This window comes from Pseudomonas sp. BF-B-15, assembly GCF_019946675.1.
GTDB lineage: Bacteria > Pseudomonadota > Gammaproteobacteria > Pseudomonadales > Pseudomonadaceae > Aquipseudomonas > Aquipseudomonas migulae.
The window spans coordinates 88,506-109,451 of sequence record NZ_JAGYFZ010000005.1 but is presented as its reverse complement, the minus strand read 5'-3'; the positions used below and the strand labels follow the sequence as shown (position 1 = coordinate 109,451).

Annotated in this window: 23 protein-coding genes; 11 read left to right on the top strand and 12 right to left on the bottom strand. The window is 59.9% G+C overall.

Features of this window, described 5'->3' with window-relative positions; genetic code table 11:
• The first annotated feature begins 182 nt into the window (after window positions 1-182).
• From KGA97_RS03270 to KGA97_RS03240, 7 genes are all read left to right on the top strand, one after another.
• Window positions 183-2,453, top strand: a complete 2,271-nt coding sequence (locus tag KGA97_RS03270) for a TonB-dependent receptor (RefSeq protein ID WP_008042562.1) — start codon at window positions 183-185, stop codon at window positions 2,451-2,453.
• Window positions 2,454-2,712: 259 nt separating this feature from the next.
• Window positions 2,713-5,175 carry a TonB-dependent receptor plug domain-containing protein gene (locus KGA97_RS03265; RefSeq protein WP_223480214.1) on the top strand — a complete coding sequence of 821 codons (2,463 nt, stop codon included), beginning with the start codon at window positions 2,713-2,715 and terminating at the stop codon, window positions 5,173-5,175.
• Between the two features lie 228 nt (window positions 5,176-5,403).
• Window positions 5,404-6,165, top strand: coding sequence for an ABC transporter permease (locus KGA97_RS03260; RefSeq protein ID WP_008029130.1), 762 nt, complete (start codon window positions 5,404-5,406; stop codon window positions 6,163-6,165).
• 9 nt (window positions 6,166-6,174) lie between these two features.
• Complete coding sequence (locus KGA97_RS03255; RefSeq protein ID WP_223480213.1) at window positions 6,175-6,936, top strand: ABC transporter permease; 762 nt, start codon at window positions 6,175-6,177, stop codon at window positions 6,934-6,936.
• Window positions 6,937-6,949: 13 nt separating this feature from the next.
• Window positions 6,950-7,744: an ABC transporter ATP-binding protein gene (locus tag KGA97_RS03250; RefSeq protein ID WP_008039792.1), complete on the top strand. Its 795-nt coding sequence runs from the start codon at window positions 6,950-6,952 to the stop codon at window positions 7,742-7,744.
• Window positions 7,745-8,085: 341 nt separating this feature from the next.
• Window positions 8,086-8,247 carry a hypothetical protein gene (locus KGA97_RS03245; RefSeq protein WP_177318177.1) on the top strand — a complete coding sequence of 54 codons (162 nt, stop codon included), beginning with the start codon at window positions 8,086-8,088 and terminating at the stop codon, window positions 8,245-8,247.
• 53 nt (window positions 8,248-8,300) lie between these two features.
• The gene (locus KGA97_RS03240; protein WP_162130711.1) at window positions 8,301-8,891 is read left to right on the top strand and encodes a helix-turn-helix domain-containing protein; all 591 of its coding nucleotides are present in this window, start codon (window positions 8,301-8,303) and stop codon (window positions 8,889-8,891) included.
• 309 nt (window positions 8,892-9,200) lie between these two features.
• Here KGA97_RS03240 and KGA97_RS03235 read toward each other — a convergent pair whose 3' ends face one another.
• From KGA97_RS03235 to KGA97_RS03210, 6 genes are all read right to left on the bottom strand, one after another.
• Entirely contained in the window at window positions 9,201-9,416 is a 216-nt protein-coding gene (locus KGA97_RS03235) for a hypothetical protein (protein ID WP_223480212.1), read from the bottom strand.
• A 32-nt stretch (window positions 9,417-9,448) separates the two neighbouring features.
• Window positions 9,449-9,958 carry a hypothetical protein gene (locus KGA97_RS03230; RefSeq protein WP_081500240.1) on the bottom strand — a complete coding sequence of 170 codons (510 nt, stop codon included), beginning with the start codon at window positions 9,956-9,958 and terminating at the stop codon, window positions 9,449-9,451.
• Window positions 9,959-10,450: 492 nt separating this feature from the next.
• Window positions 10,451-11,797 carry a glutamine synthetase family protein gene (locus KGA97_RS03225; protein WP_032828749.1) on the bottom strand — a complete coding sequence of 449 codons (1,347 nt, stop codon included), beginning with the start codon at window positions 11,795-11,797 and terminating at the stop codon, window positions 10,451-10,453.
• A 23-nt stretch (window positions 11,798-11,820) separates the two neighbouring features.
• Window positions 11,821-12,375, bottom strand: a complete 555-nt coding sequence (locus KGA97_RS03220) for a helix-turn-helix domain-containing protein (RefSeq protein ID WP_008029115.1) — start codon at window positions 12,373-12,375, stop codon at window positions 11,821-11,823.
• Window positions 12,376-12,401: 26 nt separating this feature from the next.
• Window positions 12,402-13,691, bottom strand: a complete 1,290-nt coding sequence (locus tag KGA97_RS03215) for an NAD(P)/FAD-dependent oxidoreductase (protein WP_223480211.1) — start codon at window positions 13,689-13,691, stop codon at window positions 12,402-12,404.
• Window positions 13,692-13,873: 182 nt separating this feature from the next.
• Complete coding sequence (locus tag KGA97_RS03210) at window positions 13,874-15,076, bottom strand: NAD(P)/FAD-dependent oxidoreductase (protein ID WP_223480210.1); 1,203 nt, start codon at window positions 15,074-15,076, stop codon at window positions 13,874-13,876.
• Window positions 15,077-15,342: 266 nt separating this feature from the next.
• Between KGA97_RS03210 and KGA97_RS03205 the strand changes: the two genes are divergently transcribed.
• A complete protein-coding gene (locus KGA97_RS03205) occupies window positions 15,343-15,900 on the top strand; it encodes an RrF2 family transcriptional regulator (RefSeq protein ID WP_223413789.1) in 558 nt (185 codons plus the stop codon).
• A 108-nt stretch (window positions 15,901-16,008) separates the two neighbouring features.
• Here the strand turns inward: KGA97_RS03205 and KGA97_RS03200 are convergent, their stop codons facing one another.
• Complete coding sequence (locus tag KGA97_RS03200; protein WP_008044852.1) at window positions 16,009-16,344, bottom strand: hypothetical protein; 336 nt, start codon at window positions 16,342-16,344, stop codon at window positions 16,009-16,011.
• A 70-nt stretch (window positions 16,345-16,414) separates the two neighbouring features.
• Complete coding sequence (locus KGA97_RS03195) at window positions 16,415-16,633, bottom strand: hypothetical protein (protein WP_008044853.1); 219 nt, start codon at window positions 16,631-16,633, stop codon at window positions 16,415-16,417.
• A gap of 170 nt (window positions 16,634-16,803) precedes the next feature.
• Here KGA97_RS03195 and KGA97_RS03190 point away from each other — a divergent pair, with 170 nt between their 5' ends.
• Entirely contained in the window at window positions 16,804-17,043 is a 240-nt protein-coding gene (locus tag KGA97_RS03190) for a hypothetical protein (RefSeq protein ID WP_008029106.1), read from the top strand.
• A gap of 14 nt (window positions 17,044-17,057) precedes the next feature.
• Window positions 17,058-17,417, top strand: coding sequence for an osmotically-inducible lipoprotein OsmE (gene osmE / locus KGA97_RS03185; RefSeq protein ID WP_008044854.1), 360 nt, complete (start codon window positions 17,058-17,060; stop codon window positions 17,415-17,417).
• A 43-nt stretch (window positions 17,418-17,460) separates the two neighbouring features.
• Here the strand turns inward: osmE and KGA97_RS03180 are convergent, their stop codons facing one another.
• Window positions 17,461-17,664, bottom strand: coding sequence for a hypothetical protein (locus KGA97_RS03180; RefSeq protein ID WP_008029102.1), 204 nt, complete (start codon window positions 17,662-17,664; stop codon window positions 17,461-17,463).
• A 222-nt stretch (window positions 17,665-17,886) separates the two neighbouring features.
• Here KGA97_RS03180 and KGA97_RS03175 point away from each other — a divergent pair, with 222 nt between their 5' ends.
• A complete protein-coding gene (locus KGA97_RS03175) occupies window positions 17,887-18,249 on the top strand; it encodes an NUDIX hydrolase (RefSeq protein ID WP_008029100.1) in 363 nt (120 codons plus the stop codon).
• Between the two features lie 6 nt (window positions 18,250-18,255).
• Here KGA97_RS03175 and KGA97_RS03170 read toward each other — a convergent pair whose 3' ends face one another.
• The 3 genes from KGA97_RS03170 to benC all read right to left on the bottom strand — a co-directional run bounded on the left by KGA97_RS03170 (window position 18,256) and on the right by benC (window position 20,937).
• The gene (locus KGA97_RS03170) at window positions 18,256-18,954 is read right to left on the bottom strand and encodes an alpha/beta hydrolase (protein ID WP_223480209.1); all 699 of its coding nucleotides are present in this window, start codon (window positions 18,952-18,954) and stop codon (window positions 18,256-18,258) included.
• 39 nt (window positions 18,955-18,993) lie between these two features.
• Entirely contained in the window at window positions 18,994-19,767 is a 774-nt protein-coding gene (locus KGA97_RS03165; protein ID WP_008029096.1) for a 1,6-dihydroxycyclohexa-2,4-diene-1-carboxylate dehydrogenase, read from the bottom strand.
• A gap of 156 nt (window positions 19,768-19,923) precedes the next feature.
• Complete coding sequence (benC, locus tag KGA97_RS03160) at window positions 19,924-20,937, bottom strand: benzoate 1,2-dioxygenase electron transfer component BenC (protein ID WP_223480208.1); 1,014 nt, start codon at window positions 20,935-20,937, stop codon at window positions 19,924-19,926.
• Window positions 20,938-20,946 lie beyond the last annotated feature (9 nt).

Here is a 20,946-nt window from a genome sequence, read left to right as displayed (position 1 = left end):
GGCACTTAGCGTCAGACTGGATCCAACTAACTCACTTATTAAAAATCGTCTTTAACGGCAACTTAAAGAAACTATTTAATCGTTATATTTCAATCATTTAACAAAACTAAAACCCCTAAAAAACAATCTGGCACGATCTCTGCTCTACCCCTATTAGCGAAACTTTAACGGGGGAGATTCACATGCATAAACTTAATCCAATCACCAAGAGTATCTGGTTAACCTTGCTGCTGTCCGGGGGGACTGTCAGCGAGGGGCTGCTGGCGGCGCAATCCAAGGACGCAGACAGCGACAAGACCACCACGGAGCCTTCACTCAAGACGGTCACCGTCACTGCTCAACACCGGGAAGAAACCCTGCAAGAGGTTCCGGTGGCCGTGTCGGCGGTACAGGGAACCAGCCTGATAGCCGATGGCGTGCGCAATATCGGCGACATCACCACTTTCGTTCCCAACGTAGCGGCGAAGAACCCCGACGGCGATGGCCGGCCGCGTTGGTACATTCGCGGCCTCGGCACCGGTGATACGGGCGCGGCCACGGTGTTCCCGGTGGGGATCTACGCCGATGACGTGTACCTGAACGCGCCGATTGCCGGTGGCGGGCCGCTGTTCGACCTGGAACGCGTGGAGATTCTGCGCGGTCCGCAAGGCACGCTGTACGGCAAGAACACTACCGCCGGCGCGGTGAACATCATTTCCAAAAAGCCGACTTTCGACACTGACGGTTTCGGCACCATTGGCTTCGGCAGCAAGAACGAACGCATCGTCAGCGGTGCCCTCGGCGGCGCGCTGGTGGATGAAAAACTCGCCGCACGGGTGGCGCTGTATTCCGAAGAGCGCGACGGTTTCCAGAAGAACCTCGTCGACGACAACACCTACGGCGACGTCAACAAGAAAGCCGTACGCCTGCAATTCCTCGCGCAACTGAACCCGGACCTGGATGCCCTGCTGAAGATCCACAGCCGCGAATTCAAAGGCGATGGCAGCAACGGCTCGCTGGCCGTCGGGCGTTACTACAACGTCGGTTATCAACGACCCAACGGGCGCGACACCGCGCTGAACGTCAACGAGGATTCCAAGCTTGATCACGACGGCACGTCGCTGACCCTGAACTGGAATTTGGGTGATTACACCCTGACGTCGATCAGCGCTTATGACTACATCCGTGGCCAGTCCACCAGCGATGCCGACTACACGCCTTTTGAGGTGAACGGCGCAGCGATTTCCGACAACAAATACACCCAGTACTCGCAAGAAATCCGCCTGGCCTCGCCGCAGCAGGAAACCCTGCGCTGGCTTGCCGGTGCGCATTACTTCCACGAAGACCTCGACAGCTCGGCCCAGCGCATCATCACGCCCGGCCCGACACCGAACGGCACCGGCTCGAACCAGACCGGCGGCGCCACCGATTTTCGTGACCTCAACTTCGACCACACCACCGACAGCTATGCGTTGTTCGGCAACCTGACCTACGACTTCACCGACGATTTCAGCGTCACCGGTGGCCTGCGCTGGACCCAGGAAAAGAAAGACATCGACCTCAACCTGACCCAACTGACCCGCACCACCGCCAACGGCCCGTTGGTGCCGCTGGGCGGCGCTGGCACCAACGGCAATCGTCAGGAAGACAAGACCTGGGAAGCCTGGACGTACGACCTAACGCCGGAATACCGGATCAACGACAACGTGCGCGTGTTCTTCCGTTATGCCCATGGCTTCCGTTCCGGCGGCTTCAACACCGGGCTGTCGACCAGCCTTGCGCAGCTGACCACGGTTGACCCGGAACAACTCGACGCCTACGAAATCGGCCTCAAGTCCGAGTGGTTCGACCATCGCCTGACGGCCAACGCCAACATCTTCTACTACGACTATTCGGACATTCAGGTGAACCTGCTGACGGTCAACAACGGGGTGTTGACCACCGCGCTGACCAACGGCGCCAAGGGTACGGTCAAGGGCGCCGAGCTGGAGCTCGAAGGCCAGCCGACGGACTACCTGCACTTGCGGGCGGCGGTGTCGTTCCTCGACACCGAGTACACCGATTTCAAAAACACCAACCCGACCACAGGCGCCGTCACCGGTGACTACAGCGGCAACAGCTTCGTGCGTTCGCCACGCAACGTGGTGTCGCTCGGTGCCGATTACACCTTCCCGCTGGAAATCGGCGGCAAGCTGGTGGCCGGCGGTGACGTGAGTTTTCGCGACAAGGAATACTTCCTCGCCGATCGCCAGAGCAGCGCCGACAAGACGCTCACCCAACCCCATTACACCCTGGCCAACACCCGCCTGACCTGGTTCAGCCCGGATGAAAAACTCAGCGTCACCGGTTTCGTCAACAACCTCACCGACCGTCGCTACCAGGTCCATGGCCGGCCCAACGGCACCCTCGGTCAGTACGTCATCACCTACGGCGACCCACGCACCGTCGGCCTGAGCGTGACCAGCCGCTTCTGATCCCGGCTCACACACCTCTCCTGTAGGAGCCGGCTTGCTGGCGATGGGGCCCGTGAGCCTTGCATCGCCGGTTAGGACGCTATCGCCGGCAAGCCGGCTCCTACAAGGGTCGTGTCGTCCGCAATTTATGTAACACCGCTCAACCTGTAGGAGCTGGCTTGCCAGCGATGGGGCCCTGAAGGCGCGCATCGCCGGTTAGGACGCCATCGCCAGCAAGCCGGCTCCTACAAGGTCCGCGCACTTTTGGAAGGACTCTTTTATGCTCCATCGCACTCCGTTGGCCGGCGCTATTGCGCTGGTCATTGGCAGCCTTGCCGTGCCTGTTTCGGCTGCCGAAACCCAACCCACCGCCAGCGGCGATCACCTGGACACTGTCGTGGTGCTCGGCACCCGGCGCAGTGATGTCACCGCACTGGAAAGCGCCGCACCGGTAGACGTCTTGACCGGCGAGCAATTGCAGCAGACCGGTGCCAGCGACCTGTCCGGCGCGCTCACGGCCCTGTCGCCCTCGTTCAGCTATCCGCAATCGCCCCAGGGCGCGTTCGCCGGTTCTATCGCTCAGGGCGCCTCGTTGCGTGGCCTGGCCTCCGATCAGGTGCTGGTGCTGGTTAACGGCAAGCGCCGCCACACCAGCGCCAACGTCACGCGGCAAAGCCTGGTCAATGGCCGTGGCGCCGCCGCGGTCGACCTGAGCCTGATTCCCTTGAGCTCGATCCAGCGCGTCGAAATCCTGCGCGACGGCGCCGCCGCTCAATATGGCTCCGACGCCATCGCCGGGGTGATCAACATCGTGCTCAAGGAAAAGGACGACGGCGGCAACCTCGGTTACCGCTTCGGCGGCTACGACAAGGGTGACGGCATCCAGCGCAAGCTCAGCGGCTGGAAAGGTTTCGCCCTGCCCAACGACGGCTTCCTGACCCTGAGTTTCGACGCCGGCAGCCAGGACCCGGCCAGCGACACCAACCCTGACAACCGGATCTTCTACCCCGGCTCCACCAGCATCAACACGCCGCGCGAGCAGAACAACCGCTACCGCACCTGGCGCTGGGGCTCGGGCAATGTCTCGGACCAGTACAACTTCGCCGCCAACAGCGAAGTCGGCATCGGCGACGGTCTGACGGCCTACGGTTTCGCCACCTACTCGCACAAAAACACCGACGCCGAAGGCTTCTTCGACCCGCCCACCACCCTGCGCAACAACTACAGCAGCACCGCGTTGCAGCGCTTCCCGGACGGGCGCCTGCCGATCACGCGCTACTCGCTGGAAGACTATGCGCTGACCGGCGGCCTGCGATACGAAGACGACCTTCTGGGCAAATTCGACTTCGCCGTGAACCATGGCAACAACACCCTGAAGTCCACCGACCGTAACGCGATCAACCCCAGCTGGGGCGCCACCAGCCCGGAGAAAATCTTCACCGGCGAACGGGAGGCCGATCAGACCAACGTCACGCTGGACTGGGTGCGGGATTTCCCCACCGACCTGCTGTTCAAGCCGCTGACGCTCTCGGCCGGCCTGGCCTGGCGTCAGGAGAATTACGAGCTGAGCGCCGGCGAAGCGGCTGGCTGGCAGAACGGCCCGTTGTTCAACACCGTCGACCCGGTCACCGGCCGGCGCATCCCGGGTTACTACTCGGGCATCACCCAGGTCGATGCGGCGTCACTGGACCGCAACGTGCTGGGTGCCTACATCGACGTCGAAGGGCAGATCACCGAGAAATTCCAGGCCGGCGTCGCGGTGCGCACCGAGCACTATTCGGACTTCGGCGACACCACCAACGGCAAACTGTCGCTGCGTTATGACTTCACCCCGCAGATCGCCGCACGGGCCACGGCCAGCACGGGTTATCGCGCGCCGTCGCTGGTGCAGAGCGGCTTGTCTTCGTTCAGCGTGCAGGTGGTCGAGCAGCCGCCCGGCAGCGGCAACTTCGTCGAAGTGCAGCAACGTACATTGCGCGCCGACAGCCCGGAAGCGGCGCTGCTGGGCGGCAAGTCGCTGAAACCGGAAGAGTCCACCAGTTATTCCCTGGGCCTGGTCTGGCGCCCGTTGGCCAACGCGTCGGTGACGCTGGACGCCTACCGGATCGACATCGACAACCGCATCACCCTCTCCGATCAGTTACCGGCGGCGGTGGTGTCGCCGATTTTCGCCGGCACGCCCTACGCGAATATCCAGAGCGCGGCCTTCTACACCAACGTTGCCGACACCCGCACCGACGGGATCGAGCTGATGGGTAACTATCAGCTGGACCTGCAGCAATGGGGCCGCCTGAACCTGAGCAGCGGCATCAGCCAGAACAACACGAAAATCACCGCGTTGCGCGATGTCGGCAATATCAAGGGCTCGCAGATTGTCGGCCGTACCACCCAGGGCCTGATCGAGGACGGCACACCGGAAACCAAACTGGTGCTGAGCGCCAACTGGCTGTTTGATGAGTGGGGGGTGACCGTGGCTCAGCGTCGTTACGGTGAATGGAAAAGCCTCAACGCCACCAACCCGACCCTGGACCAGACCTACAGCCCGCAATGGGTTACGGACCTGGATGTGTCGTACACCTTCAACAAGGCGCTGAAGCTGTCGGTGGGCGCAATCAACCTGTTCGACACACACCCGGACAAGGCGGATGGCGCGCAGTTGTACGGCGTACCGAAATACTCGATCACCAGCCCTGAAGGGGCGCAGGGTGCGTTTTATTACACCAGCGTCAGTTACGAGTTCTGAGGCGTGTGCTGATGGGGTGTTGCTGGAGCAGCAATGGGTGCTGGCATGGCATCAATGTGCGGTGCATAGGCTGACGTCTTCGCGGGCAAGCCTCGCTCCTACAGGTTACGCATTGTCCCTGTAGGAGCGAGGCTTGCCCGCGAAGGCGTCAGTGCGATCAACCACTCTCTGTGCGATGGCACACCTCTTGCGATACCCCTGCGGTACTTCGCCGAAATAAGACCCGCCATGCGTACCCGACGTCTGTTGTTTTCCCTGACCTGGCTCATCTCCCCTGCCGCCCTGCTGTTGCTCTGGGCGGTGGTGGCCGAGGCCGGGATTTTCCCGCGCAACCTGCTCGTCCCGCCCGCTCAGGTGTGGCAGACCTTCGAGGAATTGTCGGCCAGCGGTGAGCTGCTCGACCACTTGCTCAACAGCCTGTCACGACTGGGGCTGGGTTTCGGCATAGGCTCGCTGCTGGGCCTGGCGTTCGGGGTGCTGATGGCGTTGTCGAAGAACGTCGAGATCTACTGCTCGCCGCTGTTCCACACCCTGCGCCAGATCCCCAGCATCGCGCTGATCCCGATGTTTGTGTTGCTGTTCGGCATCGATGAAACCTTCAAGATCATCATCGTCGCCAAGACCGCGTTCTTCCCGGTGGCGCTGGCCGCGAGCGAAGGGGTCAAGGCCATTCCGCGCAGCTACTTCGAAGTCGCCGATGTGTATCGCCTGCGCTGGCCGACGTTTGTCCGCGCGATCGCCCTGCCCGCTGCCGCGCCGCCGATCATCACCGGTTTTCGCATCAGCCTGACCCGCGCCTGGGTGGTGTTGGTGGCCACCGAGTTGCTGGCCGCCGATAGCGGTCTGGGGCAGATGATCGAAATGAGCCGGCAGATGTTGCGCATTGATGTGGTGATGGTCGGGATTGTGGTGACCGGCGTTATCGGTTTCGCCCTGGACTTCACCTTCCGCCAACTGGAACAGCGACTGTTCCGCTGGCAGACCCGCTAGGAGCCGATGATGATTCGATTGCTTGCCAAATCCCGTGGCCTGCTGCTGCCGCTGTTGTTGATCGGCGGCTGGGAATACCTGTCGCGCCAGGGTGCCGCCGGCGCGTATGCCTTTGTGCCGTTGTCCGCGATCGGCGCGGCGTTGCTTGAACTGTTGGCCAACGGCGAGTTGCTGGTGAACCTGCTGGCCAGTCTGGCCCGCACCAGCACCGGCCTGGCACTGGGCATTGCCTTCGGCGTGCTGCTGGGGGTGCTGATGGCGCTTTCGGCGGTGGCCAATCGGCTGGTCGGGCCGCTGTTTCATTCGATCCGCCAGGTGCCGATGCTCGGCTGGATTCCGTTGATCGCCATGTGGTTCGGCAATGGCGAGTTTTCCAAAGTGTTGATCGTCAGTCTCGCGGCGTTCTATCCGATGGTCCTCAACACGTATCAGGGTTTCAGCCATGTCGAGAAGCGCTATCGCGAGGTCGGCCAGGTGCTGGTGCTGAGCCGCCGGCAACGCTTTCGTCATGTGCTGCTGCCGGCGGCGCTGCCGAGCATTGCCACCGGCGTGCTGCATGCGCTGGCGTTTGCCTGGGTCACCGCGGTGGGCAGCGAACTGTTCCTGTCTTCGGGCGCCGGCCTGGGCAACCTGATGATGAACGCCGAAGCCGGCTCACGCATGGAAGTCATCGTCCTCAGCGTGCTGTGCATTGGCCTCTGCGGTTACCTGATGACCCTGCTGTTCACTCTTCTTAGCCGCCATCTGCTGCGCTGGCGCAACATTCGCTGAAAGGCCGATAACCATGAACGCAATTGCCCAACACGCTGTGCCACACAGCACCTCATTACACACCGGTGCGCTGCAGATTCGCGGCCTCAGCAAGGCCTACCGGATCGAAGGCCAGCCTTTGCCGGTGCTGCAGCAGATCAATCTCGACGTGCGTCCCGGTGAGTTCGTCAGCATCGTCGGGGCCAGCGGTTGCGGCAAGTCGACGCTGCTGCGGCTGATCGTCGGGCTGGAGGACGACTATGAAGGCGACATTCTGCTGGATGGCAAACGGGTGGTCGGCACCAGCCTGGAACGCGGGATCGTGTTTCAGGACCATCGGCTGTTTCCGTGGATGACCCTGAACCAGAACATTGCCCTGGCGTTGAAAAACCATCCGTTGTCCAAGGCAGAAAAGGACCGTTTGGTGGCCGAGCACATTGCGCTGGTCAACCTCGAAGGTTTTGAAAACGCCTACCCACACCAGTTGTCCGGCGGCATGGCGCAGCGCGCGGCCATCGCCCGCGCACTGATCAACCAACCGAAAGTGCTGCTGCTCGACGAACCCCTCGGCGCCCTCGACGCCTTGACCCGGGTGCGCCTGCAACACGAGTTGCAACGCATCTGGGTGCAACAGCGCTGCACGGTGATCATGGTCACCCACGACATCGAAGAAGCGCTGTACCTGGGCGACCGGGTCATCGTGATGGACGCCCACCCGGGCCGGATCAAGCACGAAATCAAGGTCGACCTGCCCCACCCACGGGACCGGGCTTCAACGGTTTTGCAGGGGTACAAGGAACAATTGCTGGAGGAATTGGTGGGGCATTAAACGCTGGACCTGTAGGAGCCGGCTTGCTGGCGATTGAAACGACGCGGTGTGTCCGATGCGCCGCCATCGCCGGCAAGCCGGCTCCTACAAGGTCATTTGATAAACACAGAATCCTGTAGGAGCTGGCTTGCCGGCGATGGCGTCTGGCTTGATATACCGCGTCGATCCGATCGCCAGCAAGCCGGCTCCTACAGGGTCAGGGGGCATCTAGAGTCCTCCTGGCAGTTGGCTTTCAAAAGAACCAAAAGGAATTAATAAATACATAAACAGTATTTATCGTTATAAAAATATCCGCGTAGTCTCAGACCATCCCGTCATTCACCACGACAGTGAAGAGCCCTATGAATCCGACCGCCAACATCATCGACTTCGCCAGCTACCGCAAACGCAAACAAGCGCAGCAACGGGCACGGGCCATGTGGGAAATGTACGCACGCAATGCTGGCCTGCAGGCCTTTCAGTGGGTTCAGGCTTCGCGTTCGACCGAGACTCGTCAGGCGTGAATACACAAAACCCCTCGCGCTTTCTGGCGAGCGCTGACGAACCCGTGCTGGACCTGAACAACCTCGAATCATTGGAAGAAGACCCGATCTGCGAGCGGGTCGCGCAAAACCTGCAACGCCTGCGGGGCAAGCGTCACCTGTCCCTCGACGCCCTTGCGCGACAATGCGGTGTGAGCCGGGCGATGCTCGCGCAGATCGAATCCGGACGCAGCGTTCCGTCGATCAAAGTGCTGTGCAAGATCGCCAAAGGCTTGAAGGTTTCGGTGGCCGCATTTCTTGAGCATCGGGCCTTTGAAGGGGTGGCCGTGTTATCGGCGAGCCAGAGCAAACGCCTGGTCAGCGCCAGCGGCGCCTTTGTCAGCCGAGCGCTGTTCCCGTTTGACGTGGCGCGCCAATCGGAGTTTTACGAACTGCGCCTGAGCCCATTGGGAGAGGACGTCTCCGAGGGCCATGGCCCCGGCGTCCAGGAGAACCTGGTGGTTTCGCAGGGCGTACTGGAAATCAGCGTCAACGACGAACGCTACCTGCTTTCCACCGGCGATTCGATCCTGTTTTACGCCGACCAGCCCCACCGCTATCGCAACCCGGCGGACAGTGAAGCGGTGGCGTATCTGGTGGTGACTTACCCGGAACGCCTCGACTGACAAAACCGACTTGCGGGTGATGGCGGCTTTGCTGACGCCATCGCCGGCAAGCCGGCTCCTACAGGTTAGGTGGTCAACTCCAACTCATCGAACGACGCAAACATTGTAGGAGCCGGCTTGCCGGCGATGGCGATCTCGAATACGCCTTCGCCGGCAAGCCTGGCTCCTACAGGGTCGTGGTTACCGCTATTTTTTCGGACGACATCAAACTGTAGGAGCCGGCTTGCTGGCGATAGCGATCTCAAATACGCCTTCGCCGGCAAGCCTGGCTCCTACAGGGTCGTGGTTACCGTTTTTTTTTGGACGACATCAAACTGTAGGAGCCGGCTTGCTGGCGATGGCGATCTCAAGTACGCCTTCGCCGGCAAGCCTGGCTCCTACAGGGTAGGTGGTCAACTCCAACTCATCGAACGACGCAGACATTGTAGGAGCCGGCTTGCCGGCGATGGCGATCTCAAATACGCCTTCGCCAGCAAGCCTGGCGCCTACAAAAACAGGGCATAAAAAAGCCCGGCCAATCTGCATTGGCCGGGCTTTTTAATGGCTGTCGCTCGGGATCAGCAGGTGCAGCACATCATCGGCATGCCATTGCAGCTCATCATCATCGGCATGCTGCAATCGTTCATCATTTTCATCATCAGGGTGCAGCAGTTTTTCATCATGTCCATGTTCATGCCCGCCATCGGCATGATTTTGCACATCATGCCGTCAGCCATCATGGTGCATTCCATCACGCACTTCATCGACGGCATCGGCATGCCCATCATCGGCATTGGCATCATCATGTTCATCATCGGCATGGCCATGGCCGCCTGGGACATGCACATCATGCTCATGTTGCCGCAGTGCATCATCATCGGCATGCCGCAGTTCATCATCATCTGCATCATTTCTGCGCTGTTCTTGAACATCGCCATGTCCATGCCAGCGGCCGGCATCATTTTGCACATCATGCCGTCGTCCATCATTTCGCACGTCATGGTTGCCATCATCATCGGCATGCCCATCATCGGCATCATCGGCATGTTGGCGTTCATCGGCATTTGCATCTGCATGGCGTTCATCATGGTGTTGTTCCCCAAAGGTTTGAATAGTTGGACGAAGCTGATGGCGCCGATTCTAAGGATTGGACCGGGGGCAACAAGATGACCATCGAACAGCGGAATTTGATGCTGGGGCAGCTTTAACGAGGTGGATAGAACGTCTATTTCTGCCATGACCACCATTCGGATTTGATTGCAGACACAACCCGATCCACAACGCGGATTTCACGGTTATGGATATGCAGAAGAGGTCTATTTAAATAACCGAAAGAAATAATCGTTCTAACTGAACGAATAATTTTTGAAGCACAGCTTATTTCAGGCAAAAAAAATCCCAGGCAGCTGATGGACGCCTGGGATTTAAAAATGCATAAACCGTGGTGGTGAACGCGGTGCGGATATTACGGAATATTTCACCGTGTAACAAGATATTTTGACTCACCACCTGGTTACTAATCTTTCCAAGTCCTTAAATATCCACACTTTTTTTAAGGTCGAGTGACGAAAAGCAGTCAACTACAAGTACCAGCGATATTCACGCGCATTGATGTCCTGCATAAATGCCAAATGGTCCTGACGCTTGTTTTCGCAGTAGACATTTACAAACTCCGCACCCAATCCCTCACGCAACTGCGCGTTGTGTTGCATGGATTGAACGGCCTCCAGCATCTCCAGCGGGAAGTTGATGCCACTGCTGCGATCTTCATTCAACGGTGCTATCGGTTGACGACCGGTTTCAAGTCCTTGTTCCAACCCGACCAGAATCGCCGCCAACACCAGATACGGGTTGGCATCGGCACCGGCGAGGCGATGTTCGATGCGTAGATTCCTCGCGTCCGACTCAGGAACCCGCAGGCAGGCGTCCCGATCTTCGAAGCCCCAACTGGCACGCGTCGCGACATTCACGGTGCCGCTCAAGCGACGCAGCGCATTGTGGTTCGGCGCGAAGATCGGCATGCAATGCGGCAACAGTTCAAGGCAACCGGCCACGGCATGGCGCAGCGGCTGTTGGTCATTGGCCGCTAAAAGGTTATTGCCCGCCTCGTCGTACAGGCTCACATGAACATGCATGCCGCTGCCGGGATGTTGCAAGTAAGGCTTGGCCATGAAACTGGCGCGGTAGTTGTGCTTGAGCGCCACGCCACGGGTGCTGCGGCAAAACAGCGCCGCCCAGTCGGCAGCCCGCAGACCGTCATCCAGGTGACCGAAGTTGATCTCGAACTGACCCGGGCCCAGCTCGGCAGTAATCACCGTGGTGTCGATACCTTGCGCCCGCGCCGTCTCGACCATTTCATCGAGCACCGGCGCAAACCGCGACAGCCGCTCGATGTGCATGTTCGGCTGATCGTCCGCATCGTCGGTCAGCGGATCGCGCGCAAACTGCGGCAAGCCGTCACGCAACTGGCGATCGAACAGGTAGAACTCCAGTTCGAAAGCCACCACCGGGAAAATCCCTTTGCCAGCGAGGCGTTCCAGCACTTGCGCCAGCACTTCCCGTGGCTCGAAGACGATCGGTTTTTCAGTGCCGCTGGAGGTGATCAACATCTGCCCCAGTGGCTGTTTTTCCCAGTCGACGATTTTCAGCGTGCCCGGCACCAATCGACGGGGCGCATCCGGGTCGCCGTCGTTGAAACAGTAGTCGCCGATTTTGAACAGCCCGCCTTGAGTGCCGAGCAATACACAATTCTGCGGCAGCTTGAGCGCGCTGCCGGCGGCGACCTTTTCGAGCATCTCGATCGGATAGCGCTTGCCGTAGAAATGCCCCGGGATGTCCAGGGAAATCAGGTCGACGTAGCGCACATCCGGAAAGCGCTGCCGAAATGCGCGCACTTCAGCAACCAGATCAGAGCAGACAGCATCCATCATGTTGTTCCTTGTTGTTTTTATCAGGTGTAAACCCAGAGCACCCGGGTGAGCTGATCGGTGAGATTGCCGTAGCGGCAATGGGTATGGCTGGCGAGTTGAAAGCTGTCCCCGGCCCCCAGAGTGACCGGTTGATTGTCATCCAGCCAAAGTGTCAGTTGCCCTTCGAGCACGTAACCGCCCTGCTCCGAGCTGTCATCCATGTGCCGGTCACCACTGCTGGCGCCGGGTTCAAGACGGCTTTCGAGCATCGAGAACGAGGCGCGCATTTTCGGCGAGACCAGAATGTCGGTGATGCCGTCGGCGTAATACAGCGTGCGGCGCTCGTCCGGACGGGTCACCCACGGCAAGGCCATGGGTTTGGGCAGGCTGTAGAAATAGGTGGTCGGCACGCCGAGGGTTTCGCTGATCGCGGTCAAGTCCGCCACGGTCGGACGTGACAATCCACGCTCGACTTGCGAAAGAAAACCGACGGAGCGACCGATCTTGTCCGCCAGTTCCTTGAGCGTGTATTTCTTGTGTTTGCGCAGGTCCTGAATCAGGATCGCCAGCGCCGAAATCTCTTCTTGCATGTCCATCTGAAAGCTTCCAGAAAATGTGCGTTTCAAAGGCTGTCGCGCAACCGATACCAGGCCTTGCCGATGGCCTCCAGGGGCGCAGCCATGTATTTGCCGCCGGGGAAGCTGCCGTTGACCAGGCCCTGATACAAGCCCAGCTCATCCGCCTGACCAAGTATCGCGTCGGACACGGCGCGGGCGCCGGCCAGGGTCGGCAGCACACCGTGGCCCGAATAACCCTGCAGCCAATAGAGATCGCCGCGTCGGCCAATGTCAGGTGTGCGTTTGAGCGTGAGGTCGATATGGCCGCCCCAGGCGAATTCCAGTTCGACGCCCTGGAGCTGAGGAAATACCCGTTGCAGGAACGGCCGGGTCGCGGCAGCGATGTCCTTCGGCATGCCGCCCAGGTAGGTGCAACCGCCGCCGAACAGCAAGCGGTTATCCGGTGTACGACGGAAATAATCGAGAACGAACTGATTGTCAGTGACGCAGACATTGCTTGGCAGGAGCGCGGTCGCCTGTGCTTGCGAGAGCGGCGCGGTGGCCACCTGATAGGTGCCGACCGGCAACACACAACTTGATAGCTGCGGATCGAGCCGGTCCAGATAGGCGTTGCACGCCAGCACCAGCACATCGGCCCGGATGCGTCCGCGCTCAGTGGTGACCACGTACCGGCCACCCTCCTCGCGGTAATTCAGCGCCTTGCTTTGTTCATGAATACGACCACCGGCGCGCTCAATGGCCGCCGCCAGGCCAAGTGCCAGTTTCAACGGGTTCAGGTGTCCGCCTTCAGGATCAAACAGGCCCGCCTGGTAGCGCTCGCTGGCGACCCATTGCGGCAACTGCTCACGGGGAATGAATTGCAATCCATCGTGGCCCCATTTGTGGCTCGCCTCGTGTTGCCACTCGGTCAGCAGGCTCACCCGTCGCGGCATCACCGATGTCCAGAGGTGGCCGGGCCGATAATCACAATCGAATTCATGCCGGTCGGGCAGCGCGCGCAGTTCCTGCGCAGCCCAGCGCATGCCGTCCCACAAGCGCCGTGCGCGCTCATAACCCAGCGCGGCCTCCAGCGGCGGCATATCGCACGACCAACCGAGAATGGCCTGGCCGCCATTACGCCCCGACGCCGCCCAAGCCACTCGACTGGCTTCCAGCAGCGTCACGCGCTTGCCCGCCAGGGCCAGTCGCAATGCCGTGTGCAAGCCACTGAAGCCCGCGCCGATGATCAACACTTCGGTGTCGTGCTCGCCCTCCAACGCCGCACGTTCCACCAAGCGATCTGCGCAAGTGTGAGCGTAGTAACTGGCGACATGACCGGTGGATTGCTGAAACATGCGAGCCTCATGAAATTTTATTATTTAAATTTCATGAAAAAATACACACGTTATTTCACGAACGCAAGAACCTGTAGGAGCGAGCCTGCTCGCGATGGTGTGTCAGTCAACCCAATGTGGCTGACACTCCATCGCGAACAGGCTCGCTCCTACAGGGATTCGGGTGATTTCCGCTCAGCGACTCAAGCGATCGGGATCAGCGGATCTGCTGCGGCCCATGCGGTTGCACGATCAGCTGCCGGCGGGTAGATCCACACGGTGTTGATCTGCGTTTTCAGGTTCTTGCCTTCCTGTTTCACCAGTTTGACCTGACGGTCCCAGCCCTCGGTGTACACCGCGCCCCAGGCACCCAGGTCCAGGCAGGTGACGTATTTGGGTTGGCTGTACGGCGTCGGGTCCACGCCAAGGATCTGCGCGGCAACGTTATTGCCAGCGTGACGCCCCAATACGATGGCGTGTTGGCAGGTCATCAAGGCGTAGTTGCCGATGTCGTCCGAGGCTGCGTAAGCCACATCGCCGGTGGCAAAGATATCGTCCTGACCGATGACTTTCAGGTGGCTGTCCACGTGCAGGCGGCCCAGGTGATCGCGTTCGGCAGGGATCTGCTCGGTCAGCGAACTGGCGCGCACGCCGGTGGTCCAGACCACGGTTTTGGCCTCGATACGCTGGCCGTCGCTCAGAGTGACGCCGTTGGCATCGACGGAAAGTACCGAAGCCTTCAAGTGCCATTTCACGCCGGTTTCAATACTGGCCTCTTCGATCGACTTGGCGATTTCAGCCCCCATCGACCCGCCAATTTTCTCGCCACGATCGACAATGATCACCTCGACGTCGGCCTGATCGCCCAAAATGGCACGCAGACGTGCGGTCATCTCGGTCGCCGTTTCAATCCCGGTGAAGCCGCCGCCGGCCACCACCACGGTGTTGCGGGCTTTGCTTTCCGGCAGGCTGGCCAGGGATTTCAGATGGTTTTCCAGGTGCACGGCTTGTTCGATCTGGTCGACATCGAACGCGTGCTCAGCCACGCCGGCGGTCGCCGGAATCGCCAGACGGCTGCCGGTGGCCAGAACGAGTTTGTCGTAGCTGCACACCTGTTTCGCACCCGAGGCGTCGACATAACCCACGCGTTTTTGCCCGACGTCGATGGTTTCTGCGGCGCCCTTGATGAACTTCACGCCCACCGCATCGAACAACTCGCCAATCGGCGCGGCCAGTTGGTGCGCGTTCGGCTCATAGAAACGCGGACGCACGCGCAGCTCGGCCTGTGGGGCCAGGACGGTGACTTCTACGTCGTTGTGACCATGAATGTCGAACAGGCGTGTGGCGCTCAAAGCCGTCCACATGCCACCGAAACCTGCGCCGATTACCAGAATGTGCTGTTTCATCTTTAACTCCGTGAGAAGGCCGATCAATGAATTCGTAGAGGTCGTGCGCTTGCCAGTGCCGACCGAACAACTACGACTGTATTGATCCTAGTTAGTTAACGCAATCGGTTTTTTCTGATGGTTGCCATCGAAAGGTTCGATGGCTCGACCGAGAGAGGCTTTACCCATGCACAATGGGTAATACACAGAGAGATGCGCCGACGGGATTCGTTGCCTGCCTAACCTTCAGCTGCTAACATTTGCGACAAGATTAGTCGGAGATCCAAATGTCTCTTTACAGCGCTGGCGTTGAGTACGGCATTCATTGCCTGATTTTCCTGGTGGGCAATTGCGGCGACACCCGTGAGGCGAGCGTGCGTGACCTCGCAGAACTGCAAGGCGTGCCACTGGACTATCTGGCGAAAATTTTCACCAAACTGGCCAAGGCAAAACTGGTGGTCGCCACTGAAGGCGTGCGCGGCGGATTCAAGCTGGCCCGGCCCTCCGACGAAATCAGCGTGCTCGATATCGTCAATGCCATCGACGGCCAAAAGCTGATTTTCGATTGCCGGGAAATTCGCGGGCGTTGCGCCCTGTTCGAAGGTTCCGCCCCGGATTGGGCGGTGTCAGGCCATTGCTCGGTCCATGCGGTCATGATGACGGCGCAGAAACGCATGGAAGATGCCCTCGCCCAGCAGACCATCCTGGATCTCGCCAGGAAAGTCGGGCGAAAGGCGCCCTCGGAGTTCAGTGCTCAGGTTGATAACTGGATGAGTGATCGCCGGGACAAGAAAAGCGCTGCCCCGGCCGCTGACGAGCAGACTATTGCGGTTACCAACATTTGACGCCATCGCCGGCAAGCCGGCTCCTACAAGGGCACCGTAATCCCCTGTAGGAGCCGGCTTGCCGGCGATGGCGATCTATCAAACGCCGCTATAACTCGCGGCCAAGTCTTACAAACAGTCACGAACCGCCTGACGCAGTGCGCCTGACTTGGCCCATGGCGGCCCTTGATACAGCGAAACCCGGCTGCCGTCTTTCGATTTCACGATATCCAGAATTTCGTCGGCCGTGATGATGCTCGGCGCCTTGATCCGGTAGCCATTGGAAATCGGCGTTTGAGTCGTATTGGAAATCTCTTTCTGCCACGCCGGCAATACGCAGGCGGCATACTCCTTCGGCGCCTTCTCACTGTATTTACTGACATTCGGCTCACCCGGCACCAGCGACGCAGGCAAGGAGCACCCCGCCAGTAACGCCACCACGACTCCCGCAATCAACGTCCGCATGACGCCCCCCTATTCAAAAAAAAGGAAATGTAGCGCGTCGTCTTGCAGACATCCATTCATTGAGCCTTTCTCAGCGTTTTTCGGTGCTCTGGCCGGGATGCGCAGCGGGCCGTTCGTTCAGGAAAGTCATCCATCGTTCATACGCTTCGTGCTGCCATTGAGTGACCCGCTCCCATTCCGGGCCGCTGAGTTGATGAGCGGAAATCAGCTTCATCATCTCCGTGGTCGCCGCGTCCAGATCGACCATCAGCTCATGCGCGTGAACCCTGAAGTCATCGGTCGTCGTCATTTGAAATTGCCTCGCCCCGGCGGAAATTCGCCACTTCAATACGACAGCAAATCTTTTCGCTCGCGTGCATCTTCCCGACCAAAGGCAGCATTGGCAGTTCGGACGAACAAAACGCCCTGTCCAGGGAAATGGGACTAAAATTTCGTAGCAGAGGTTTTCTGGAGATCGTCATGTGGCTCAACGAATCTGAAAACGAACTTCGACGTGACCTGCAAAGCGTTGCATCGGACCTGAGATGGTCGGCGGTCGAGCTTTTGCGCCTGGCAGACCAGTTAAAGCTGTCTGGCAATGATGTCGATGCGCAGGCGGTGCTGAGGCTGTGCGACCTGTTTCAGGGCGACGAACAGCGATTGGCAGGCTATGCCGAAGAAGTGAAAGCCAAGGCCATCAGTCGCAACAAAGCTCACTGAACAGGAGCGCGGCCATGAACAAGCCTTTATTCGCGCTGGTTGTCGTACTGGCAGCGCTGGCGGGCTGCAGCACTGAATCACGCCTCTATGGCGACCTCCCGTTGGTCGCCAAAGTCGAGACCGGAATGAGCAAGGATCAGGTCGAGCAAATCGGCGGGCCGCCTCACACCATCACCGAACGCACGGCTGTGCCTGGCACTTGCTATGACTACAAGCTGACGAAAGCCGGCCATCAACAAGCGTACAACGTCAGTTTCGATAACCGGGGCAAGGTCGACCACACCAGCTTCATCACCTGTGCGGAATGGAGCCGCCTGCAAACAAAAGCCAGGGAGTCTTCCCATAGCACCGGCGGCGGTGGCGGCGGTTACTGAGCCGAAATGAAAAGCCCCGGAAAAAACCGGGGCTCGAAGCGTTTTACTTAACCGTCGTCTGGTTGCTTGCCGGCCTTTTGGCCCGGGATTTGTAACCGGGAAGTGCCGCGGCAAAGGCCAGTGCCTCTTCCCGGCTGGCAAAAGCGCCCAGTTGGTCACCTTGGGTGCACACCCGCCATGGGCCATTGCTCACGCTAAGTACGTCATAACCGTTCATGTGCATCTTATTCAGCATCGGAACGCTCATAAGTCACCTCCATTTTCGGTACTGATGTCCAGGATTGACCTGCCTACCTTACACCCGCCCTTTGCCGAGGTGCCGACCAGACGTCGCGACAGTATTCCGCCATTCGGTTGCACTTTCAGCCCCTGTGAGACCTCTAACCAGCCAAGAGGCCCGTGCAGCCTTGGGCGGCCTGAATATTGCATTTTTATTACTGTTTTATGACAGCAAGCACTCAGGTAACACATGAAAGTACGCGCAACCGTCATTTGTGAGCAGGACCGGCACGTTCTCCTGGTGCGCAAGCCAAGGTGTCGCTGGACGTTGCCCGGCGGAAAGGTCGAGCCCGGAGAAACCGCGGCAGGCGCCGCCATGCGCGAACTTCAGGAAGAGACCGGGCTTGGGGTCGACGACATGCTGTACCTGATGCAACTGGAAACGGGCGGCACCCGACACCACGTTTACGAGGCATCGGTACTCAACTCGTCTGAGGCCCGGCCGCAAAACGAAATTTTCGACTGCCTGTGGTATCCGCTGGACGCCGTGCAGAACCTGAACACCAGCGACGCCACGCTGCGAATCGTCAGAGCGTTTCAGCGTCGCCTGTAAGGCAGGTCAGGCCTTGGCCACTGCCGTTGCCGCCTTGTCGATAAACGCCGCCACTTCGACCGGCATCGAGGCAAGGGAGGCGTGACTGGCGTGCAACGTCAGGATCTCTTTGGCGTTCAACCGCCCCGCCATCCACTGCTGGTTTTGCGGCGCGATCATCCGGTCGTCGGTCGACACCTGATACCACGACGGTTTGTTCTTCCACGCCACCGTAGTGATCGTGTCGCCAAACGTGCCGGCCAAGGGGGCTTTTTGGGTGATGCCCATGACCAATCCTTCGGCTGCGGGCAGGTCCTGGCAGAAGCTTTCGTGGTAAAGCTCCGGTCTGACCCACAAATAACCATCACTGTCGGGCGCCAGGTTCGCGGCGGCAGCGGGCGGATGCCGTTGAGTGATGGCGCCGGGACTTTCACCTGCATCCGGCGCGAACGCGGCGATGTACACCAGACCCACGACATTCGCTTGATCGCCGGCCTCAGTGATGACCGCACCGCCATAGGAATGCCCCACCAACAGCACCGGCCCCGCCACTTGCGCGACCATTTTGCGCGTGCGCTCGGCATCATCGGCCAACGACGTGAGCGGCATCTCGACCGCGCGGATACGGGTGTAGCCCTTTTTCAGCAGTTCGGCGATAACCTTGTTCCAGTGGGCGGCACCGCCCCAAAAACCATGGACCAGCACGATCGTGGGTTTTTCACTCATCACGTTGACTCCGTTTGATGGGGTTGTTGGCGAACGCTGTCAGCCCTGGTCGCCACCACCCACCGGCATGATCATGCCGGTGATATAGGACGCTTCGTCGCTGGCCAGAAACAGAATAGCGCCTGCCTGCTCATCCAGCGTGCCATAGCGCTTCATCAAACTGCTGTCGAGCGTCTGGTCGACGATCTGCTGGTACCACACTTTTTCTTCGGCGCTCTGTTCGGCGCTGTTGCGCGGAATCACTCGCGGCGGCGCTTCAGTGCCACCGGGCGCCGTGGCATTGACCCGCACGCCACGACCGGCGGTTTCGAACGCCAGGCACGCGGTCAGCGCATTCACCCCTCCCTTCGCCGCACCGTACGGCACACGGTTGATGCTGCGCGTGGCGATGGACGAGACGTTGACGATGGCGCCGCTGCCCTGCTCCAGCATGAACGGCAGCGCGGCATGGCAGCACCATAACGTCGGGAACAGCGAGCGGCGGACTTCGGCCTCGATCTGCTCGGCTTCGTAGTGTTCGAACGGTTTGGCCCAGATCGTCCCGCCGACATTGTTGATGAGGATGTCGAGACGACCGAAGCGCTCGACGGCGGTTTGCATCACACGGTTGCATTCGCCGTATTGCTCAAGATCGGCGGTCAGCGCGAGCACCTGGCTGTCCTTCCCCAATTGCTGCTGCACTTCAAACACCAGCTCGGAGCGGTCGACCAGAATCAAGCGCGCCCCTTCCGCCGCCATGCGCTCGGCAACACGCCGACCGATGCCTTGGGCGGCACCGGTGATCAACGCGACTTTTTCGTGAAATCTGTTCATGTGTACCTCGTGACGACGGATGCGAATCTACCCTGTGGGAGCGAGACCGGCTTGCCGGCGATGATCGTTGACGATTACGCGTGCTTTCTGAATAGACGCGGCGTCCTGGAGACCATCGCGAGCAGGCTCGCTCCCACATTGGTTTTGTGTCGCGACTTATGCCGCGCTGGCAGCGAATTTTTCGTAGTAGAAATTCACCGGCGCAATGCCTTGCTCGCGAATGTACTGGCTGACCGCCTCGACCATCGGCGGCGGGCCGCACAGGTAGACATCGACGTCGCCCTCGTTCAGGTGTTTGGGCTCGATGTGCTGGGTCACGTAGCCCTTGAGCGGGTGCAGGCTGTCGGGGCTGGCCACGCAGGCGCTGAAGCTGAAATTCGGGATTCGCGCGGCGAAGGCTTCCAGCCGATCCATTTCCACCAGGTCGAAATCGTTGGTCACGCCGTAGATCAGATGCAGCGGATGTTCACTGCCCTGCTCGGCGATTTTTTCCAGCATCGCGGTGAATGGCGCAAGCCCCGTACCACCGGCCAGCAGCAACAACGGCCGACGGATGTCGCGCAGATAAAAACTGCCCAGCGGCCCGGCCAGGCTCATGCTGTCGCCGGCCTTGGCCATGCCGGTGAGGAAGCTGCTCATCAAACCGCCAGGCACATTGCGAATCAGGAAACTGACCTCGCCGTCGCGCTGCAACGAGCTGAACGAATAAGCGCGGGTCTGCTCGCTGCCGGGAACCCCGAGGTTCACGTACTGCCCCGGCAGGAACGCCAGTTTGCTCAGCGCATCGCCCTTGATCGACAGCGCGATGGTGCTGTCGGACAACTGGCGCACGGCGCTGATGGTCGCTTCAAAACTGGCCTGCTGGGTGCGGCAGACTTCCGAGGAGGCCGGCACCCGCACCACGCAATCGCTCTGGGCGCGCATCTGGCAGGTCAGGACAAAACCCTGTTCGGCTTCCTCCGCCGTAAGCGCGTCCTCGATGTATTCCTCGCCCAGGTCGTAACTGCCGGCTTCGGCGAAACACTTGCACGTGCCACAGGCGCCGTCGCGGCAATCCAGCGGAATGTTGATGCCTTGACGGTACGCGGCGTCGGCCACGGTTTCGCCGGCGTTGGCGTCGATAAAACGGGTGACGCCGTCTTCGAAATTAAATGCGATGGAATGAGTCATGACGGCCGC

What these genes read in the sequence shown, in the direction of transcription:
- KGA97_RS03175 (WP_008029100.1), top strand. Translation starts at nt 17,887, where the DNA reads ATGAAAGTACGCGCAACCGTCATTTGTGAGCAGGACCGGCACGTTCTC.
- KGA97_RS03210 (WP_223480210.1), bottom strand. Translation starts at nt 15,076, where the DNA reads ATGAAACAGCACATTCTGGTAATCGGCGCAGGTTTCGGTGGCATGTGG.
- KGA97_RS03165 (WP_008029096.1), bottom strand. Translation starts at nt 19,767, where the DNA reads ATGAACAGATTTCACGAAAAAGTCGCGTTGATCACCGGTGCCGCCCAA.
- KGA97_RS03225 (WP_032828749.1), bottom strand. Translation starts at nt 11,797, where the DNA reads ATGGATGCTGTCTGCTCTGATCTGGTTGCTGAAGTGCGCGCATTTCGG.
- KGA97_RS03220 (WP_008029115.1), bottom strand. Translation starts at nt 12,375, where the DNA reads ATGGACATGCAAGAAGAGATTTCGGCGCTGGCGATCCTGATTCAGGAC.
- osmE (WP_008044854.1), top strand. Translation starts at nt 17,058, where the DNA reads ATGAACAAGCCTTTATTCGCGCTGGTTGTCGTACTGGCAGCGCTGGCG.
- KGA97_RS03205 (WP_223413789.1), top strand. Translation starts at nt 15,343, where the DNA reads ATGTCTCTTTACAGCGCTGGCGTTGAGTACGGCATTCATTGCCTGATT.
- KGA97_RS03255 (WP_223480213.1), top strand. Translation starts at nt 6,175, where the DNA reads ATGATTCGATTGCTTGCCAAATCCCGTGGCCTGCTGCTGCCGCTGTTG.
- KGA97_RS03215 (WP_223480211.1), bottom strand. Translation starts at nt 13,691, where the DNA reads ATGTTTCAGCAATCCACCGGTCATGTCGCCAGTTACTACGCTCACACT.
- KGA97_RS03245 (WP_177318177.1), top strand. Translation starts at nt 8,086, where the DNA reads ATGAATCCGACCGCCAACATCATCGACTTCGCCAGCTACCGCAAACGC.
- KGA97_RS03180 (WP_008029102.1), bottom strand. Translation starts at nt 17,664, where the DNA reads ATGAGCGTTCCGATGCTGAATAAGATGCACATGAACGGTTATGACGTA.
- KGA97_RS03270 (WP_008042562.1), top strand. Translation starts at nt 183, where the DNA reads ATGCATAAACTTAATCCAATCACCAAGAGTATCTGGTTAACCTTGCTG.
- KGA97_RS03235 (WP_223480212.1), bottom strand. Translation starts at nt 9,416, where the DNA reads ATGCAGATTGGCCGGGCTTTTTTATGCCCTGTTTTTGTAGGCGCCAGG.
- KGA97_RS03170 (WP_223480209.1), bottom strand. Translation starts at nt 18,954, where the DNA reads ATGAGTGAAAAACCCACGATCGTGCTGGTCCATGGTTTTTGGGGCGGT.
- benC (WP_223480208.1), bottom strand. Translation starts at nt 20,937, where the DNA reads ATGACTCATTCCATCGCATTTAATTTCGAAGACGGCGTCACCCGTTTT.
- KGA97_RS03230 (WP_081500240.1), bottom strand. Translation starts at nt 9,958, where the DNA reads ATGATGAACGCCATGCAGATGCAAATGCCGATGAACGCCAACATGCCG.
- KGA97_RS03265 (WP_223480214.1), top strand. Translation starts at nt 2,713, where the DNA reads ATGCTCCATCGCACTCCGTTGGCCGGCGCTATTGCGCTGGTCATTGGC.
- KGA97_RS03200 (WP_008044852.1), bottom strand. Translation starts at nt 16,344, where the DNA reads ATGCGGACGTTGATTGCGGGAGTCGTGGTGGCGTTACTGGCGGGGTGC.
- KGA97_RS03195 (WP_008044853.1), bottom strand. Translation starts at nt 16,633, where the DNA reads ATGACGACGACCGATGACTTCAGGGTTCACGCGCATGAGCTGATGGTC.
- KGA97_RS03260 (WP_008029130.1), top strand. Translation starts at nt 5,404, where the DNA reads ATGCGTACCCGACGTCTGTTGTTTTCCCTGACCTGGCTCATCTCCCCT.
- KGA97_RS03190 (WP_008029106.1), top strand. Translation starts at nt 16,804, where the DNA reads ATGTGGCTCAACGAATCTGAAAACGAACTTCGACGTGACCTGCAAAGC.
- KGA97_RS03250 (WP_008039792.1), top strand. Translation starts at nt 6,950, where the DNA reads ATGAACGCAATTGCCCAACACGCTGTGCCACACAGCACCTCATTACAC.